Here is a 17253-nt window from a genome sequence, read left to right as displayed (position 1 = left end):
GCAAGAAAGGAGGTTGTATATGATTCAATATCTGATTATTGCGGTTGTAGTGAGTTGGAGTGCGGTTGTTGTTTTTAAGAAAGTATTTCCAAAAACAGCAAATTCAGTCTTTTCTTCACTCTCTGTATTTTGTGAAAAGCAGGGTTGGACAACCTTGGCAAAATGGCTTAAACCAAAAATGACCTTTGGCTGTGCTGGTGGCTGTGGTTGTTCAAGCGAAGATAAACCAACCAATACAGTTCAAGAAATTAAGCCGATTAAATGGCAATAAACTTAGTATTTCCTGTTTCGTTTAAAAAGCCATCATATTGATGGCTTTTTTACGCACTGACACAAAAAAAGATGAATAAAGTTCAAACTGAAAAAGCATTCAAAACAGCAAAGTGCTAACATTTTTGCCATTCTGTCGATTGATAAATTGTGGGGCAAAAATGTTAATACAACGTGGTGGATTAAAAGTTGTCGCAGGCTTAGGAATATCAGGTGTTTCTGCTGTTAATTTCCTGCATGAACAAGGCTACCAAGTTGCAGTAACGGACTCTCGTCCAACCCCTCCTGGTCATGACCAGATTCCAGCTGGTGTTAAAACCAGTTTTGGTCAACTCGACCAAGAATTATTATTACAAGCAGAAGAAGTTATTTTAAGCCCAGGCCTTGCACCGCAATTACCAGAAATTCAGGCAGCTATTGCTCAAGGGATTTCAGTGGTAGGTGACATTCAACTATTACGCCGTGCGACTGAAGTGCCTATTGTGGCTATTACGGGTTCTAATGCCAAAAGTACAGTAACGACTTTAATTGGTTTAATGGCTAAAGATGCAGGTAAAAAAGTTGCTGTGGGCGGAAACCTAGGACGCCCAGCTCTAGACTTGCTAAAAGACCAACCAGAGTTGCTTGTACTTGAGCTATCAAGTTTTCAGTTGGAAACCACATCACATTTAAATGCTGAGGTTGCTGTGGTTCTTAACATGAGTGAAGATCACCTAGATCGTCATGGCGATATGTGGGGTTATCACCAAGCAAAACATCGTATTTTCCAAGGGGTTAAAAAAGTTATATTTAACCGTGATGATGCTTTAAGTCGCCCTCTTGTTCCAGATACAACACCAATGCAAAGCTTTGGTCTAAATGCACCAGACCTAAATCAATATGGTGTTTTAAGAGATGGTGATGGCACGCTTTGGCTTGCACGTGGTTTGAAGCGTTTAATTAAAAGCTCAGATTTATATATTCAAGGCATGCACAACGTAGCTAATGCTTTAGCTTGTTTGGCATTAGGTGAAGCAATTGGTTTGCCAATGGAATCTATGCTTGAAACCTTAAAACAATTTAAAGGATTAGAGCACCGCTGTGAGTATGTGAGAACAGTACATGATGTACGTTATTATAATGACTCTAAAGGGACTAACGTTGGTGCTACACTTGCAGCAATTGATGGTTTAGGGGCTGCAATTGAGGTTAAAAAAGGTAAGGTTGCCTTGATTTTAGGTGGGCAGGGTAAAGGTCAAGATTTTGCTCCATTACGTTCTTCTATCGAAAAATATGCCAAAGTTGTGGTATTGATTGGTGAAGATGCTCCAGTTATTGAACAGGCTATTCAAGGCGCAACCAAAATTTTGCATGCAGCAACACTCAAAGAAGCTGTAGAGCTGTGTCAACGTGAAACACAAGCTGAAGATGTGGTGTTGTTATCACCAGCCTGTGCAAGTTTTGATATGTTTAAAAGTTATAATGATCGTGGTCAGCAGTTTGTTGCCTGCGTCAATTCGTTGGTTTAAAGAAAACATGATTAGGAATGTAGTATGGCAGGCTTAGCTCAGACCACAATCCAGAAAATCAATCATTGGTATGAACGGATATTGCCTAAATGGCCAGCGGAAGTGACGCCACGTAATGTCCTGATTTTCTGTGTCGTTGCATTGTTGTGTATCGGTTCAGTGATGGTAGCGTCTGCTTCGATGCCCTATGCTGAATATATGCATGAAAACCCGTTTCACTATGTGATTCGTCATGGTATTTCGATTGTCGCTGCGGCTGTGGTGGCATATTTGACCTATCGGATATCACTCAATACGTGGTTTAAAAATACTTTCCCGCTGTGGCTGTTGACCATGGTTCTGCTGCTTGCTGCTTTGGTGGTAGGTTCAGAAGTGAACGGTTCTACACGTTGGATTAAGATTGGTGGCTTTACCTTACAGCCAACCGAGGTTGCCAAAGTCATGATGGCAATCTTTACCGCAGACTACGTTGTGCGCCGTGCCAAAGAGGTTCGTACTCATTGGAAAGGCTTATTACGTTTAAGTGGGGTCATGGCAATTACGGTTGGTTTGATTATTGCTGAGCCTGACTTGGGTGCTACGATCGTAATTGTATTGATGATGGTCGGGGTATTCTTTTTAGCTGGTGCACCGCCGACACAGTTCTTAATTATGTTAGGTGCGATTGTAACCGGTATCGTATTTTTGATTTTGTTTGAACCATATCGTTTCCAGCGTTTGATTTCATTTACTGACCCATGGGCAGATCCATTAGGGGTGGGGTATCAGTTATCAAATGCATTAATGGCCTTTGGCCGTGGTGAGTGGTTTGGTACAGGCTTAGGACATAGTGTCCAAAAGTTATCTTATTTACCTGAAGCGCACACTGACTTTATGTTGGCGGTGTTAGGTGAAGAGTTTGGTTTCTTTGGTATTTCGATTGTCATTGGTTTGTCTTTCTTGATGTTGGCATGCTGTATCAAAATTGGTCATCGTGCATTGAAACATCATTATCTTCGCGCAGGCTATTTGGCTTACGGTATTAGTATTATTTTCTTGCTCCAGATCTTAGTAAATGCGGGCATGAATATGGGTTTGATGCCGACTAAAGGTTTGACTCTGCCATTTATTAGTTATGGTGGTACATCTTTAATGATGTGTGCTGCGATGATTAGTTTGATCTTAAAGATTGATGCTTCAACCCAAGAAGTAAACCCAGAAAGGGAAGAATCAAACTTCTAGTTGAACATTTAGGCATGAGAAAACCCGATTTGATATCGGGTTTTTTTATTTATAGGTATATTCCGCTGAGCTCTTGTCCATGTGGAATTAAATCAATATTCCACTGTGCTACAGCTTGCTTGAGCATCACTTCGGGGAGGTCTAAATCAACGTTAGGTTGTCCCAGTGCTTGTATGGCTTGTTGTAGCAATTCAGGCGCTTTAGTTAAATCGAGTGCCTGAGCAAGATTCTGTTTAGAAAGCTTTTGCCCTTGATCATTCATGGCGAGAGGAAGGTGCATATAGCTCAGTTTAGGGTATCCTAAAAGCTCGCCAAGCCAGATCTGACGTTCGGTGTTATCTAATAGGTCTGAGCCTCGAACGACATGGGTGATGCCTTGTAGATAATCATCCACGACGACAGCAAGTTGATAGTTAATAATCCCATCACGGCGTTTAAGAACAAAGTCTCCAAGGTCGTGTTGCAGATTAGAACAATGAAGTCCTTGTAGTCGGTCATCAAAACAGATTTGTTGATCTTTAACTTTTACGCGAATTGCTTGGTCTTGAAAATCAAGATTGAGATTACGGCATGTTCCCGCATAGATAGCATTTGAACCCAGCATTTTGCGTGTACATTGACACGCATAGATTAGACCCTCTTTTTTAAGTTGATCTAGTACACTTTCATAAATGTCTAAACGGTTTTTTTGAAAGATGATTTCTGCATCGGGTTCGAACTGGAAGGCATCCAGTGAAGTGAGAATATGCTCTTCACTGCCCGGATAAATACGAGGGATATCTGTGTCTTCGACACGAACCAGCCATTTGCCTTGGTGAGCTTTAGCATCACAATAACTGGCGACGGCGGTAATGAGTGATCCAAAATGCAAAGGGCCGGTTGGCGAGGGCGCAAACCGACCTGAGTATGAAAAGCTAGGCTTTTCTTGAGTAGCTACAGCGGTCATATTAACCGTTATTTTGCTTCTCTTTAATTTCTGCCAAAGTTTTGCAGTCAATACATAACGTTGCAGTTGGACGTGCTTCTAAACGACGTAAACCGATTTCGATACCACATGTTTCACAGAAACCGTAGTCTTCGTTTTTAATTGCTTCCATAGATTGTTCGATTTTACGAATCAACTTACGTTCACGGTCACGTGTACGCAATTCAATTGCAAACTCTTCTTCTTGGGTGGCACGGTCATTTACATCTGGCAATGCAGTTGATTCGTCTTGCATCGTATTCAACGTACGATCAACTTCAGACATTAATTCAGCTTTCCATGCTTGCAGAATTTGTCGGAAATGCTCGAGCTGTCCTTCAGACATGTACTCTTCATTTTTCTTAGGTTGATAAGGTGCAATACCAAATAAACTTGCAGTTGTGCCTATGTCAGAAGTTTTAGGTTTCACTTTACGTGCACGTTTTGCAGAAGCTTTGTCACCTTCCACTACAACTTCTGTATGTTCATCCAAAACTTGGTTGTGGTTGTCATTCGCCATAATAGGGCATTCCTCATCATACACGTATTATCTATACGCAAAAAATATGGTGATATGCAAGTGTTTTTATAGAAAACCATCGATGGGATTTTCCCATCGGGTCGTCATCATATAGATTTTTCCTGCAAGATGATAGTCATTCCGTCCCGTAAATATTTTCAAAACGTGTTTACCCTAGTCATAATTGCATATAAGCATATATAAAATAGAGCTAATAGCCTGAAATATTGGTATTTATAAGGCCTTGAAAATTTTCAAGACGGAAGACTTCTGTTTCAAAACTACCATCGTTTTTTAGACGAATGTAACGGTAGCCGGGAGCATTTTGGTCTAGGGCAAACTCATTACTAAACGGTTTAAACTGAACGCTTGTTGAGGGGGTCGAGAAAAATTCGATCCCTTGCCAAGTGTTTAGTGAGTCTTGGTGAACGTGCCCGCAGATTAAAGCTTTTACATTTTTAAATGGAGCTAATGTAGTAAGCAAAGCATTAGAATTTTGTAACTTGTGATGATCAATCCATTTGGATTTCATTGCAAAAGGATGATGATGGCAAGCCAATAAAACAGGGTTATCTGAAAATTCTTCGAGTAATGCCGCTAAATTTTGTAGTTGTTCTGGCGACAGGTGCCCATTAATCTGACCTTTTACTGCACTATTTAATAAAATAACGCGCCAGTTGCCTAGACAAATGACCACAGGTTCCTGATGATTTTCTTTATGTAATGGAAAATGATCAACGTTATCATGATTGCCCAGTGTCTGGAAAAATGGCAGACCTAACGTTTGCATATATTGAATATAACGTTTGTAGGTAATAGGCGTTGGTGCTTGAGCCAAATCTCCAGTGTGGATAATGGCATCAGCTTCAGGATGTTTTTTCAGGATCTGTTGAATAATGGCATGAAAACTTTCTTCAGGATTCATCCCCACAAATTCTAAGTGTGGATACTCCAATAAGTGGGTATCGGTAATTTGTATAATGACATGGTCTTTTTGTGAAAGTGTTGAGACTTGAAAAGTCACCGTCCTACCTCGTCGGATTTTATTATCGTTGTGATGTGTTGAGATAGCCATTGTAACGCCATAATGACAGGGGCATTTCTCAAACGTCCTTGACTCAATAATGTTGATATTTCGCTGTAGTCAAACAGGTGTAAAAGAATATTTTCACCTTCATCAGGCATGCCAAAAACCCCGCCTTCAGCGGGTAAGTTTGTTTCAGCAGCATATAAGTGAAATAGTTCTGAACACGCCCCAGCAGATGGATAAAAGCTAAATAGATGATGTAAATGATTAACTATGCATCCTGACTCTTCAAGTGTTTCACGGCGAATACAGCTCTCCGGCGTTTCATCTCCATCCAAAACACCAGCAATTACTTCCAATTGCCACGGCGAATCGGGATCATTAATTGCACCTACACGAAATTGTTCAATCAGCGCAAACTGTTGTCTTTGATCATTGTAGAGTAGAACGCCAGCCGCTTCAGGCCGATGAATGAGTTCACGTTGTAATACATGAGTATATTCAGTTTGATTAAATAGACGATGTCGAAGGCTGACTTTTTCAACTTGAATAAAACCACGGAATAGAGATTCACGTGATGTTACTTCGACATCTTTAGATGTATAACTTGGACGTTCAACAATACTCATGATTCGATCAGGACGAAATCTATTTATTTCATCCTAACCGAGAATCATGGCTAGGCAAGTGTTTTTTTTGAATATTTACACTTTATGATACAGTTTTTGACCTTGCTCTTGATAAACCTCTTTCATCGCTTTGAGGCCTTCTTCAACCTCTGAATTGCTATTAGTGAGGTTGTTGGCATAGTCACGAACATTCTGGGTGATTTTCATTGAACAGAATTTTGGTCCACACATTGAACAGAAGTGAGCAGATTTATGCGCCTCTTTTGGTAAGGTTTCATCATGCATGCTACGTGCTGTGTCAGGGTCTAGACTTAAGTTGAACTGATCATCCCAACGGAATTCAAAACGTGCTTTTGACAAGGCATTATCGCGAACCTGTGCACCCGGATGTCCTTTAGCAAGGTCAGCAGCATGTGCCGCAAGCTTGTAGGTAATAATTCCGTCTTTAACATCTTTTTTGTTTGGTAAACCCAAGTGTTCTTTTGGTGTCACATAACAAAGCATCGCTGTGCCGTACCAACCAATCATGGCTGCACCAATTGCAGATGTAATGTGGTCATAACCCGGAGCGATATCTGTCGTTAAAGGCCCAAGTGTATAGAATGGTGCTTCTTTACATACTTCTAGTTGGAGATCCATATTTTCTTTGATCATGTGCATTGGTACGTGACCAGGGCCTTCAATCATGACTTGAACATCATGTTCCCATGCACGATGAGTAAGCTCACCTAGGGTTTTAAGTTCGCTGAACTGTGCTTCGTCATTTGCATCTTGAATACAACCCGGACGTAAGCCATCACCTAAGCTAAATGAAACGTCATAGGCTTTCATGATTTCACAGATTTCATCGAAATGAGTGTATAAGAAGTTTTCTTCATGATGCGCTAGACACCACTGCGCCATGATTGAACCACCACGAGACACAATACCTGTTAAACGGTTTGCTGTAAGTGGCACATAACGAAGCAATACACCTGCGTGAATCGTGAAGTAGTCAACGCCTTGTTCAGCTTGTTCAATCAGTGTGTCTTTGAAGATTTCCCATGTTAGGTCTTCTGCAACACCATCAACTTTTTCAAGTGCTTGATAAATTGGTACGGTACCGATTGGAACAGGTGAGTTACGAATAATCCATTCACGTGTTTCATGGATATTTTTACCTGTCGACAAATCCATAATGGTGTCAGCACCCCAACGGGTTGCCCACGTCATTTTGGCAACTTCTTCGTCAATTGAAGAACCAAGCGCTGAGTTACCAATGTTGGCATTAATTTTAACCAAGAAATTACGGCCAATAATCATTGGTTCAAGTTCTGGATGGTTAATGTTGGCAGGAATGATCGCACGACCTTCAGCAACTTCTTGACGAACAAATTCAGGTGTAATTTCTTTTAAGTTTTTTGCACCGAAATTTTGTCCAGCATGTTGACGCATATCAACACCTTCACGCTGGCGCTGATTCTCACGAATTGCAATATATTCCATTTCTGGTGTGATAATACCTTGCTTGGCATAGTGCATTTGAGTGACATTTTTGCCAGCTTTAGCGCGGCGTGGGTTTTGAATATGAGCAAAACGAATGTCAGCGGTGCGAATGTCTTTTAAACGTTCTTGACCAAAAGTTGAAGTTAAACCAGAAAGTACGTCAGTATCGTTACGTTCTTCAATCCAGTTTTGGCGAACTGAAGGTAAACCTTTGTCTAAATCAATTTGAACATTTGGATCTGTATAAACACCTGAAGTGTCATAGACCATAACAGGGGGATTATGTTCACCGCCCAGACCAGTTGGAGTATCTGTTAAAGAAATTTCTCGCATTGGAACCTGAATATCAGGACGAGAGCCTTCAATATAAACTTTTTTAGAAGCGGGTAAGATGCGGGTTAAATCTTTTGCATCTTGTTCATGTTGTGCTGAAATTTCAGCAGAAGAGAGATTCGTTAACTGGTTCATTACATGATCCTTATGAATAACATCAACGAATCAAGCACGACCAAAAACGATGGCGGATTTATCTTTGCTAGATAAATTTAAGGCTTAAGTTTTCAGATGGCTTGATTCCTACGCAGGTCTTAACCTGATCAGGTTCAACGGTACTCATGTTCAAACTTGTGTTGCGATAACACGAAATTTACACAATCTCAGCGAGTTATTACTCGCGCTCCGTCAAGCGATTTACAGACTAACATGTTTTAGGTTGGGTGGCATTGTCAATTTGTATCTATACAAACCGCATCCATATGGCAGTCACGATACACTTCAGTGTTCCATGGGGAGTCTAATTTTAATAGCTGCTCAAGTTGTTCATGGGTCATCTGATAATTTGATTTTTTATCGCCATTCTTATCAGTTAAATCTATTTTAAATTGCTTATTACGCTCCTCTACAGGCGTGGCAATAAACTTAAGAAATAGTTGAGCAGGTTTCGCTAAACTCGATTGGCTTTGTGTAGATAGAAACTGAATTTGTTGAAGCGCATCTTTATCAAACCATGTGTTCGGAGCATATTCATCTGACACAGGTGTATTATCGAGACCAAAGAAAATAAAATAGCGATATTCGTTAAAGAGTAGTTTTGCATCACTAATAAAATGACTTTTTGGATACTTTTGAATAAACTTTTCCCAAAATAATGCACGTTCAGTGAGCTCTTTCCATGAAATAGCCAACGCACCATCGTTATAAAAAATATTTTGATTGTCTTTCGCCATACGAGTTAAAAAATCTTTTTGGTCAGCAGGTAAGGCTTTAGAAAAAACATCAACTAAATAGTTTGGTTGACGTCGATAGGTAAACATGCCTTCGCCTTGATAGAGTAGTTCAATATAGGCTTGACCTTCATGTTGAAGTAAATATTGATCACGTGGGCTCAGTTGGCCAAAGAGTTTTTTCTGACTTTGAATGACCTTTTTAAGGTCTTGTTGTTTATGTTCTAAAACAGCATAGCCAAAAGCCTCAAACGCTCTACCTGTTTTTTCAGTGTAGTCTTGTTTAATAAAACGTTGATACATGGCGGTTGATGCATCAATCAGCTTAAGCTGTTCATCATTTTTTAAAGACGGAACACAGGTTTTAAGCTTTTCATTAATTTGATTTAAGTCTTCTATTTTGCTGTTTTGATTAATCGTGTGCATAGCTACCATAATTTGTAAGCAGCTACTGTCTTGTTTTTGAGTGGCCTTTTGCTCAGTTGATTTTTGCTCTTTAGATATAGTCTGATCTTGCTCTGATGTTTTATTACATCCAGCTAAAAGTAGTGCGCTGCACATACTCATCATTAGAACTTTTTTCATCATTGTATTTTTATCAAAGTGAATATTGCTCAAATTATAACTCGGAAAAAGATTGCATCATTGTTAGAAATCTTTATTATTAGGTAGGTCGGTCTACTTAAATTAAAGCTATGAATGATAAAACAGCAAGACAGAAAATTCTCGATGCCGCTTCAACTTTGTTTTATAACGATGGCATTACTGCAACTGGAATTAACTCGGTTACGGCTAAAGCAGATGTTGCTAAGATGTCGCTTTATAATAATTTTTCTTCAAAAGGTGAGCTTGTCGATGCCTACATTGCTGCACGCCATCAAGAGTGGCTTGATCTCTACCAAAAGCGTTTAGAAAAAATAAAAACAGCTAAAGAAGCCATTTTGGCCGTATTTGATGCCTATCAAGACCATGCGGAATTTGCCTATGAAAAAGGCTTTCGAGGTTGCGGGTTATTGAATGCTGCCGCAGAGTTTCCTGCAAATAGTTCAGGGCGAAGTTCGGTAAGACAACATAAAGAAGAAGTTGAGGCTATTGTTGCTGAGCATTTAAAAAAATTAATACCAGACTCGCAGCGTGTTAACTATGTGGCTACACAGCTTTCATTTCTTTTAGAAGGCTCTATGGCACGAGCAGGCTTAGAAGGAAACAGTCGTCAACTTCTATTAGCAAAACAAATGGCAGAAGATATTTTAAATAGAGAATGTCCGCATGATTAGCCTCATTAAAAATAGTAGTTATGGAGGCACAATCGCGATTTTAGTTGCCTCTGTTTTGTGGGGAACAACAGGTACTGCGGCCGCATTTGCACCAACACTTGGCCCACTCGCTATTGGTGCCGTAGCGATGGGCGGAGGTGGTCTTTTACAAGCTTTGGTTGCATCACGAGCGATACGTGAAAACCGACAATTTATAAGAGAAAATCTTTTAATACTGCTTTTAGGTGTAGCGGCGGTTGGTATTTATCCTTTGGCTTTTTATTCCTCAATGCATTATGCAGGCATTACGATTGGCACTGTGGTTTCAATTGGTTCGGCTCCACTAATCGCAGCAATTTTAGAGCGATTCTTTGATCGCAAAGCTTTGTCTGCCATCTGGTTTCTAAGTTTTATTTGCGGTGTGTTTGGCGTAACGATGTTGTCGATGGGTGAAAGTCATGTAGTTGTAGACGGTACAAGTCAATGGAATAAATACTTCGGTATTTTTCTTGGGCTTGTCGCAGCTACAACTTATTCACTTTATTCATGGGCTGCAAAAAGATTAATAGATCGGGGTGTTGCCTCTAAAGCTGCAATGGGCATGATTATGGGTGGTGGGGCAGTTATTTTGCTTCCTACTTTGTTGGTTACAGGTGGTGGGTTATTACAAAGCTCAACCAATTTACTTGTGGCTGGTTATATGATGCTAATTCCTATGTTTTTGGGTTATTTACTTTTCGGTTTTGGACTAAAAACAGTAAATGCCAGCAAAGCGACGACCTTAACTTTATTTGAACCTTTAGTTGCTGCGATTTTTGCCATTGTGTTGGTGGGTGAGCATGTTTCATGGTTGGGTTGGATAGGCATGCTTTTGATTTTTATTTGTATTTTAATATTGTCAAAAACTGAGAACGCTTAAAAAACTAAAACTTTTAATGGCTTGAGTTTGATTCGAATTTTTCTTAGTCTTAAAGGCAAGTTTTATCGTTGATTTGAACAATGAAAATAAAATTAATGGTCGCTGTTGGCCTTTGGAGTTTTGCATCTTCGAGTTTTGCTCTAGATTTGGTTGAGACTTATGAGCGTGCAAAACAAAATGATCCGACATGGCAAGCCAATCAACAACAATTTGAAGCAGATCAACTTAATTTAGGCTTGGCAACAGGAGCGTTATTACCCACCGTTACACTGTCTGGAAACATTACTCGTAATCGACAAACTGTAAAGCGTTCAAACTTTCCAGGTGTTGATCAAGAAGGTCTTTCTGATGCTTTGGTGAGTAATACCTCAACGACTCGGCAAGCGACCTTAACAGCGCGTCAGCCATTATTTCGAATGGATGCTTGGGAAGGTTATAAGCAAGTTAAAACTTCGGTTGCCTTAAGTGAAATTACCTTAAGACTGCAAAAACAAGATCATGTTTTAAATGTAGCAGAAGCCTATTTTAATGTGTTGCGTCAGCAGGCATTGAGTGTTGCATACCTACAAGAAGAAAAAGCTTTGCTTGAGCAGCTGAATATGATGAATGCCAAACTCAAAGAAGGTTTGGTGGCGCGTAGTGATGTGAGTGAAGCCAATGCTCAATATCAAAATGCCAGAGCCAATCGTATTTCAACCAATGTTCAATTACTTTTAGCCCAAGAACAGCTGTCTGAATATATTGGTTCTTATCAAGATAAACTCGCTGTACTGCGAAGTGATTTTAATTTTCAAAAGCCTTATCCAGCAGAGCTTAATGACTGGCTTTCTTTGGCACAGCAAAAAAACTTAAAGATCCAGCAAGTCCGTTTACAGCAAAAATATAGTGAAGACCAGCGCCGTGTCGAAAAGGCCGCGCTTTATCCTCAAATAGATGCTGTGGCGAGCTATGGCTATACCAAACAAACACCAGAGACACTCATTTCGACTGACGGAAAATTTGATCAGGTCGGTGTAGAAATGAACTGGAATTTATTTAATGGTGGACGGACCCGAACATCAATTAAAAAAGCCACTGTAGAAGCCAGTAAAGCGCAGGCACAACTTGATGCAGCCATTCGCCGTGCCAATGTCGATGTGAAAAGTGCGTTTATGCAGGTAGATACAGATCAAGCCAAACTTGAAGCAAGAAAGGCTGCAATGGATTCCTCTTCTTTAGTTTCTCAAGCTTCAAAAGCGAGTTATAACGAAGGCTTGAAAAGTATGGTTGATGTTTTATTGGCGCAGCGTAATGCTTTTTCTGCAAAACAGGATTATCTTAATGCTCAATATGACTATTTATTGAATGTGCTTCGTTTAAAAGCTGCGGTAGGCCAGCTCGGTGAAAAAGATCTGGTTGAGCTTAATAGCTGGTTAACTTATCAGTAATAAATTGCTTTTATCTGAAATTTAATTTTGTCATAAAAACTTAATGATTGCTGTGTTTTAATGCTCAATCATTTTATTCCTGCGCCATCATGTTGGAGGCTTCCCTTGAGTCCAAGTAATCCGGTGTTAACCCATCATATTTCTTCTCAATTTAATGAAGATTTGCAAGATGTAAACACAAAGTTTATGACCATGGGTGGCTTGGTCGAACAACAGGTCGCAAATGCAATTCATTCTTTACTTGATACAGACGCAAATTTAGCGATTGATGTTCAATTTAAAGATAATGCAGTCAATCAATATGAACGTGATATTGATGAAGGCTTGACGCTAATTTTGGCGCGTCGTCATCCAGCAGCGATTGACTTGCGTATGGTTATTGCCATGAGTAAAGCCAATACAGACCTTGAGCGTATTGGTGACGAAGCAGCAAAAATTGCCCGTATTGCACAGAACCTTTGTGAAGAGGGTGGTTCGCCTCGTGGCTACATGGAAACACGTCATATTGGTAACCAAGTTCGTGTCATGATTCATGATGCACTTGATGCTTTTGCACGTTTAGATGCAGATCAAGCTTTACGTGTACTTTTAGCCGATGCTGACATTGATCGTGAATATCAGTCAGCAACCCGCACATTAATGACCTATATGATTGAAGATCCACGCCACATTGCCCGTGTTATTAATGTCATGTGGGTTCTACGTTCTTTAGAGCGTATTGGTGATCATGCACGTAACATTGCTGAGCAAGTCATTTATATGGCAAAAGGCTTTGATGCTCGTCATACCAAAATTGAAGAAATTGAAGCTAAAGTCCACGAAAAGTAATTTTGAGCTGAAATATTTAAAGGCCTTGTTTAAAACAAGGCTTTTTTATTTTCAAAATAATAGATAAAAAAATGTCCCGAACTTTGGGGGGAAGTTCAGGACAGAAAATCAAGTGCATAAACACGACAGGGATCGTGTTCTTCTTGCTATGAATTGATATTAAGTTCTTTACTTTTTGATGTCATGTAGAGTCCTGTTCGCTCTATGTAAGGCTTTTTATGCTTGTGTAAGTTTCACGTAAAAAAAAAGGCGGGTCTATGTGTATAGGACCCGCCTTTTTAATGATGAAGAAGCTAAAATAAACCGATTATTCTGGTTTCCAGCCTTCAGCTTTTTCTACGCTTTCATCATTGTTAAAGAACTTCTCACGTTGTTCTTCAAGGAACTTCTTCGCATCTGGTTCAAACACGTTTAAGCGTTTTTCATTAATCAGCGTAGTTTGGTGTTTTAACCATTCTTGCCATGCTTGCTTAGAAACATTTTCAAAAAAATCTTGGCCTTTAGCACCCGGGAAAGGAGCGAAATCTAGACCTTCCATTTCCTTTTGATATTTGCGGCAAAATACTTGTCGACTCATGGTTTATCCTTAAGCGTATAACTGTTCTAAACGTGTATGGGCACGAGCAATCGCAGCTTCAACCTGTTTTGGTGAAGTTCCGCCAATATGATCACGTGCATTTACAGAAGCTTCTAGTGTTAAGGCTTTATCAAATACATCTGCTGTAATTAAGTCAGAGAATTGTTGTAATTGCTCAAGTGTTAACTCAGATAAATCTTTTTCTTCAGCAACACCTAATGCAACAGCTTTACCTACAATTTCATGCGCATCACGGAATGCAACGCCTTTTTTCACTAGGTAGTCAGCAAGATCGGTTGCAGTCGAAAAGCCACGAAGTGCAGCTTCACGCATGATTTCAATATTTGGAACCAATGCAGGAATCATATCTGCGAAAGCCATGAGTGAACCACGAACCGTATCGATTGCATCAAATAAAGGTTCTTTGTCTTCTTGGTTGTCTTTGTTGTACGCCAATGGTTGACCTTTCATGAGCGTAAGCAAGCTAATTAAGTCACCAAATACACGGCCAGATTTACCACGGATTAGCTCTGGAACATCTGGATTTTTCTTCTGCGGCATAATTGAAGAACCAGTACAGAAGCGGTCAGGAATGTTCACAAATTTGAACTGTGCAGAAGTCCAAAGAATCAGTTCTTCAGACATACGTGATAAATGCATCATGATCAGTGCAGCAGCAGCATTAAATTCAATGGCAAAGTCACGGTCAGATACAGCATCAAGAGAGTTTTCAGATACTGCTTCAAAACCTAAAAGTTCTGCTGTATAGGCACGGTCAATCGGATAAGTTGTACCAGCAAGAGCAGCAGAACCAAGAGGCATGCGGTTAACGCGCTTACGACAATCTTGAAGACGTTCAGAGTCACGAATCAACATTTCAAACCATGCTAACAAGTGGTGACCAAAAGTCACAGGCTGAGCAGTTTGTAGGTGTGTAAAGCCCGGCATAATTGTATTTACATTTTTGGCAGCCAAGCCTAACAAGCCTTTTTGTAAACGTTCTAATAATTTTAAAATATCATCAATTTCGTCGCGTAGATAAAGACGAATATCAGTTGCAACTTGATCGTTACGGCTACGACCTGTGTGTAATTTTTTACCTGTAATGCCAATACGTTGAGTCAAACGTGATTCAATGTTCATGTGAACATCTTCAAGATCGATGCGCCACTCAAAGTTTCCAGCCTCAATTTCTGAGCGAATGGTGCTTAAACCTTCAATAATGTCATCGCGTTCTGCTTCTGTGAGTACGCCAACTTTCGCAAGCATGGTAGCATGCGCAATCGAACCAGCGATGTCTTGTTTATAAAAACGTTGGTCAAACTGAACAGAGGCGGTAAATTCGGCTACAAAAGCGTCCGTCGCTTCAGAAAAACGACCACCCCACATACCTGAGGTTTGGTCTGGGGTTACTGAATTAGGGGGATTTGAAGATGTGGTCATGGTGGCTCAGTAAAATAAAAAAGAGTATATCACTTGCCGAAGCTCAACAAACAAAGTTGTTTCCTACAGCATACCGAAATCAAAATTCCTCCTATTTTTTTACGAAAAACGGGCGTTGGCAACACTTATTCGAATTAATTATCGCAAGTAATGTTTTGGCACTGGTCTTAGCATTGGCTGAAGCACAGTCTTGGCAAGCGTTAAGCGGGGGAAGGCTTTTACAATACATCGTTTTTATTAACTGGGTAATATTGTCATTTTTTGCATTGGTTGAACGCTTTCAAGGTTTTTTTAGCAGCTTACGTCAAGAATTTGCTTTGGTTATTGGTTTTGTCATGTTGCAAGGTATTGTTGTTTTAACCACCTTAATGAGTAATTTTTTTCAGTTTGGTCTTTTAAATAAACATGCTTCTTTAACGCAGGGCTGGAGTATTTATTTTACCAATGTACCTTTATATCTAAGCTATGGAATATTACTCGGGGCTTTCTGCCTACGTTATTTATATGTCAGAGAACAATGGTTACATCAGCAATATGCAGAATTAAATGCCCGTATTCAGGCCATGCAAGCGCGAATTCATCCTCATTTTTTATTTAATAGTTTAAATAATGTAGTCAGTTTAATTGCGATAGATCCAGATAAAGCAGAAAGCATGCTCATTAGTCTGTCACGTTTATTTCGTGCCAGCTTCCAAGAATTGAAATTGGTGAGTCTGCATGAAGAAATTGAGCTAAGTAAACAATATTTAATGATTGAGCAGGTACGTTTGGGGGAGCGTTTAAAAGTAGATTGGAAAATCGAGCTTTCACCTGTGCAACTCAAACAGATCACCATTCCTTTATTGACATTACAACCTTTGTTAGAGAATAGTATTTTTCATGGGGTAGAACCAATGATGGGTAAGGCAACCATAGGGGTATTGGTTGAAATATTGCAAAATCAGGTCAGTATAGTCATTACCAACCCATATACAGACGATACAATAAATTCAAGGAAAGGGCATGGAATCGCGCTTGAAAATGTTAAGCAGCGCCTGAAAGCATATTATGGGAGTTCCGTAAGATTTCAGGTTTATAAAGGTGAAACCTTATATACCACCATTATGAGCTATCAATATCAAACAAAATAATAAGTTAGTCAGAGTTAACCATAAAAAAATGGATCAAGTTAACGGTGACAAGGAGGATGAATGAAGGTGCTGATTTGTGATGACGAACCACTTGCAGTGGAGCGATTATCACGTTTAGTTTCAAAGATGGGACATGAAGTTGTATCAACGGCTCATCATGGACAAGAAGCCTTGGAACAGGCGCGGCTTCATCAACCGGATGTAATTTTACTTGATATTCAAATGCCAGGTATGAATGGTCTTGTCTGTGCGGAACAGCTAAGCCAGCTAAATCCTCGACCTGCGATTGTATTCTGTACGGCCTATGACCAACATGCATTGGAAGCATTTAAGTCTCAAGCTCAAGCTTATCTTCTTAAACCCATTGATCCTCAAGAACTTGAACAAGTTTTTAGTCAATTGACTCAGCTTACTCAAGCACAGCTTAATGCTTTACCACAACATGATTTTTTACATGATCTAAAAACACAACGACATCAAATTGCTGCAAAAACCTATCGTGGGGTTGAGCTAATTCCTGTTGAAAATATTTATTATTTTTTAGCCGATCAAAAATATGTCACGGTGCGTCATCAAAATGGCAGTGTATTAATTGATGAAACTTTAAAAGAGCTTGAAACCGAATTTGCAGATCAATTTATTCGTATTCATCGAAATGCCTTAGTTGCAGTTGCATATTTAGATGGACTGGAGCTCGTTAGCTCTGGGCAATATCAGGTTCGTTTACGTGGCTTAGATGAGCGACTTTCTGTGAGTCGTCGACATTTATCTATGCTTAGAGAGCGGATCCATCAGCTCTAAAGTTAAAAAGAGTTATCTTGGGCGT

17 protein-coding genes and 1 riboswitch are annotated in these 17253 nt (G+C 39.8%); of the genes, 9 read left to right on the top strand and 8 right to left on the bottom strand.

Translation table 11 applies throughout. The features are described from left to right. Window positions 1–19: 19 nt before the first annotated feature. The 3 genes from K6I41_RS17875 to ftsW all read left to right on the top strand — a co-directional run bounded on the left by K6I41_RS17875 (window position 20) and on the right by ftsW (window position 2999). Window positions 20–271 carry a DUF6587 family protein gene (locus K6I41_RS17875; protein WP_013199125.1) on the top strand — a complete coding sequence of 84 codons (252 nt, stop codon included), beginning with the start codon at window positions 20–22 and terminating at the stop codon, window positions 269–271. 160 nt (window positions 272–431) lie between these two features. Next, entirely contained in the window at window positions 432–1778 is a 1347-nt protein-coding gene (gene murD / locus K6I41_RS17870) for a UDP-N-acetylmuramoyl-L-alanine--D-glutamate ligase (protein WP_250374881.1), read from the top strand. A gap of 24 nt (window positions 1779–1802) precedes the next feature. Continuing rightward, window positions 1803–2999 (top strand): putative lipid II flippase FtsW, encoded by a 1197-nt coding sequence (gene ftsW / locus K6I41_RS17865; protein WP_004795141.1) that lies wholly within the window; start codon window positions 1803–1805, stop codon window positions 2997–2999. 49 nt (window positions 3000–3048) lie between these two features. Here ftsW and gluQRS read toward each other — a convergent pair whose 3' ends face one another. From gluQRS to K6I41_RS17835, 6 genes are all read right to left on the bottom strand, one after another. Next, entirely contained in the window at window positions 3049–3945 is an 897-nt protein-coding gene (gene gluQRS, locus K6I41_RS17860; RefSeq protein ID WP_151821490.1) for a tRNA glutamyl-Q(34) synthetase GluQRS, read from the bottom strand. A 1-nt stretch (window position 3946) separates the two neighbouring features. Further along, window positions 3947–4483, bottom strand: a complete 537-nt coding sequence (gene dksA, locus K6I41_RS17855; protein ID WP_002121205.1) for an RNA polymerase-binding protein DksA — start codon at window positions 4481–4483, stop codon at window positions 3947–3949. Window positions 4484–4694: 211 nt separating this feature from the next. After that, complete coding sequence (gene cpdA, locus K6I41_RS17850; protein WP_013199123.1) at window positions 4695–5507, bottom strand: 3',5'-cyclic-AMP phosphodiesterase; 813 nt, start codon at window positions 5505–5507, stop codon at window positions 4695–4697. Next, a complete protein-coding gene (locus K6I41_RS17845; protein WP_174766103.1) occupies window positions 5504–6139 on the bottom strand; it encodes an NUDIX domain-containing protein in 636 nt (211 codons plus the stop codon). The genes cpdA and K6I41_RS17845 overlap by 4 nt, the downstream gene beginning before the upstream one ends. Window positions 6140–6214: 75 nt before the next feature. After that, entirely contained in the window at window positions 6215–8092 is a 1878-nt protein-coding gene (gene thiC, locus K6I41_RS17840; RefSeq protein ID WP_004795134.1) for a phosphomethylpyrimidine synthase ThiC, read from the bottom strand. 88 nt (window positions 8093–8180) lie between these two features. Continuing rightward, a riboswitch (TPP riboswitch) is annotated at window positions 8181–8315 on the bottom strand. 34 nt (window positions 8316–8349) lie between these two features. Next, entirely contained in the window at window positions 8350–9435 is a 1086-nt protein-coding gene (locus tag K6I41_RS17835; RefSeq protein ID WP_250374880.1) for a hypothetical protein, read from the bottom strand. Window positions 9436–9542: 107 nt separating this feature from the next. Here K6I41_RS17835 and K6I41_RS17830 point away from each other — a divergent pair, with 107 nt between their 5' ends. From K6I41_RS17830 to phoU, 4 genes are all read left to right on the top strand, one after another. Then, window positions 9543–10124, top strand: coding sequence for a TetR/AcrR family transcriptional regulator (locus K6I41_RS17830; RefSeq protein WP_192837156.1), 582 nt, complete (start codon window positions 9543–9545; stop codon window positions 10122–10124). Further along, the gene (locus tag K6I41_RS17825; RefSeq protein ID WP_250374879.1) at window positions 10117–11022 is read left to right on the top strand and encodes a DMT family transporter; all 906 of its coding nucleotides are present in this window, start codon (window positions 10117–10119) and stop codon (window positions 11020–11022) included. Before K6I41_RS17830 ends, K6I41_RS17825 begins: the two co-directional genes overlap by 8 nt. Window positions 11023–11102: 80 nt before the next feature. Beyond that, entirely contained in the window at window positions 11103–12449 is a 1347-nt protein-coding gene (gene abuO / locus K6I41_RS17815) for a multidrug efflux outer membrane protein AbuO (RefSeq protein ID WP_502800619.1), read from the top strand. 105 nt (window positions 12450–12554) lie between these two features. After that, a complete protein-coding gene (gene phoU / locus K6I41_RS17810) occupies window positions 12555–13277 on the top strand; it encodes a phosphate signaling complex protein PhoU (protein ID WP_013199117.1) in 723 nt (240 codons plus the stop codon). Window positions 13278–13584: 307 nt separating this feature from the next. Here phoU and K6I41_RS17805 read toward each other — a convergent pair whose 3' ends face one another. Beyond that, window positions 13585–13854: an oxidative damage protection protein gene (locus K6I41_RS17805; RefSeq protein WP_004795121.1), complete on the bottom strand. Its 270-nt coding sequence runs from the start codon at window positions 13852–13854 to the stop codon at window positions 13585–13587. 9 nt (window positions 13855–13863) lie between these two features. Next, window positions 13864–15297 (bottom strand): argininosuccinate lyase, encoded by a 1434-nt coding sequence (gene argH, locus K6I41_RS17800; RefSeq protein ID WP_049838271.1) that lies wholly within the window; start codon window positions 15295–15297, stop codon window positions 13864–13866. Here argH and K6I41_RS17795 point away from each other — a divergent pair. After that, window positions 15288–16427 (top strand): sensor histidine kinase, encoded by a 1140-nt coding sequence (locus tag K6I41_RS17795; RefSeq protein WP_250374877.1) that lies wholly within the window; start codon window positions 15288–15290, stop codon window positions 16425–16427. The two genes, argH and K6I41_RS17795, sit on opposite strands and share 10 nt — an antisense overlap. Window positions 16428–16487: 60 nt before the next feature. After that, window positions 16488–17228 carry a LytR/AlgR family response regulator transcription factor gene (locus K6I41_RS17790; protein WP_013199115.1) on the top strand — a complete coding sequence of 247 codons (741 nt, stop codon included), beginning with the start codon at window positions 16488–16490 and terminating at the stop codon, window positions 17226–17228. Window positions 17229–17253 lie beyond the last annotated feature (25 nt).

The sequence above is a fragment of the Acinetobacter sp. AS23 genome (assembly GCF_023612055.1).
Classification (GTDB): Bacteria; Pseudomonadota; Gammaproteobacteria; order Pseudomonadales; family Moraxellaceae; genus Acinetobacter; species Acinetobacter oleivorans.
This window is presented reverse-complemented; position numbering and strand designations above follow the sequence as displayed.

Bases quoted from the DNA above. Each gene is read 5' to 3' on its own strand.
- K6I41_RS17875 (WP_013199125.1), top strand. From the start codon at position 20: ATGATTCAATATCTGATTATTGCGGTTGTAGTGAGTTGGAGTGCGGTT.
- murD (WP_250374881.1), top strand. From the start codon at position 432: ATGTTAATACAACGTGGTGGATTAAAAGTTGTCGCAGGCTTAGGAATA.
- ftsW (WP_004795141.1), top strand. From the start codon at position 1,803: ATGGCAGGCTTAGCTCAGACCACAATCCAGAAAATCAATCATTGGTAT.
- gluQRS (WP_151821490.1), bottom strand. From the start codon at position 3,945: ATGACCGCTGTAGCTACTCAAGAAAAGCCTAGCTTTTCATACTCAGGT.
- dksA (WP_002121205.1), bottom strand. From the start codon at position 4,483: ATGGCGAATGACAACCACAACCAAGTTTTGGATGAACATACAGAAGTT.
- K6I41_RS17845 (WP_174766103.1), bottom strand. From the start codon at position 6,139: ATGAGTATTGTTGAACGTCCAAGTTATACATCTAAAGATGTCGAAGTA.
- thiC (WP_004795134.1), bottom strand. From the start codon at position 8,092: ATGAACCAGTTAACGAATCTCTCTTCTGCTGAAATTTCAGCACAACAT.
- K6I41_RS17835 (WP_250374880.1), bottom strand. From the start codon at position 9,435: ATGATGAAAAAAGTTCTAATGATGAGTATGTGCAGCGCACTACTTTTA.
- K6I41_RS17830 (WP_192837156.1), top strand. From the start codon at position 9,543: ATGAATGATAAAACAGCAAGACAGAAAATTCTCGATGCCGCTTCAACT.
- K6I41_RS17825 (WP_250374879.1), top strand. From the start codon at position 10,117: ATGATTAGCCTCATTAAAAATAGTAGTTATGGAGGCACAATCGCGATT.
- abuO (WP_502800619.1), top strand. From the start codon at position 11,103: ATGAAAATAAAATTAATGGTCGCTGTTGGCCTTTGGAGTTTTGCATCT.
- K6I41_RS17805 (WP_004795121.1), bottom strand. From the start codon at position 13,854: ATGAGTCGACAAGTATTTTGCCGCAAATATCAAAAGGAAATGGAAGGT.
- K6I41_RS17795 (WP_250374877.1), top strand. From the start codon at position 15,288: ATGTGGTCATGGTGGCTCAGTAAAATAAAAAAGAGTATATCACTTGCC.
- argH (WP_049838271.1), bottom strand. From the start codon at position 15,297: ATGACCACATCTTCAAATCCCCCTAATTCAGTAACCCCAGACCAAACC.
- K6I41_RS17790 (WP_013199115.1), top strand. From the start codon at position 16,488: ATGAAGGTGCTGATTTGTGATGACGAACCACTTGCAGTGGAGCGATTA.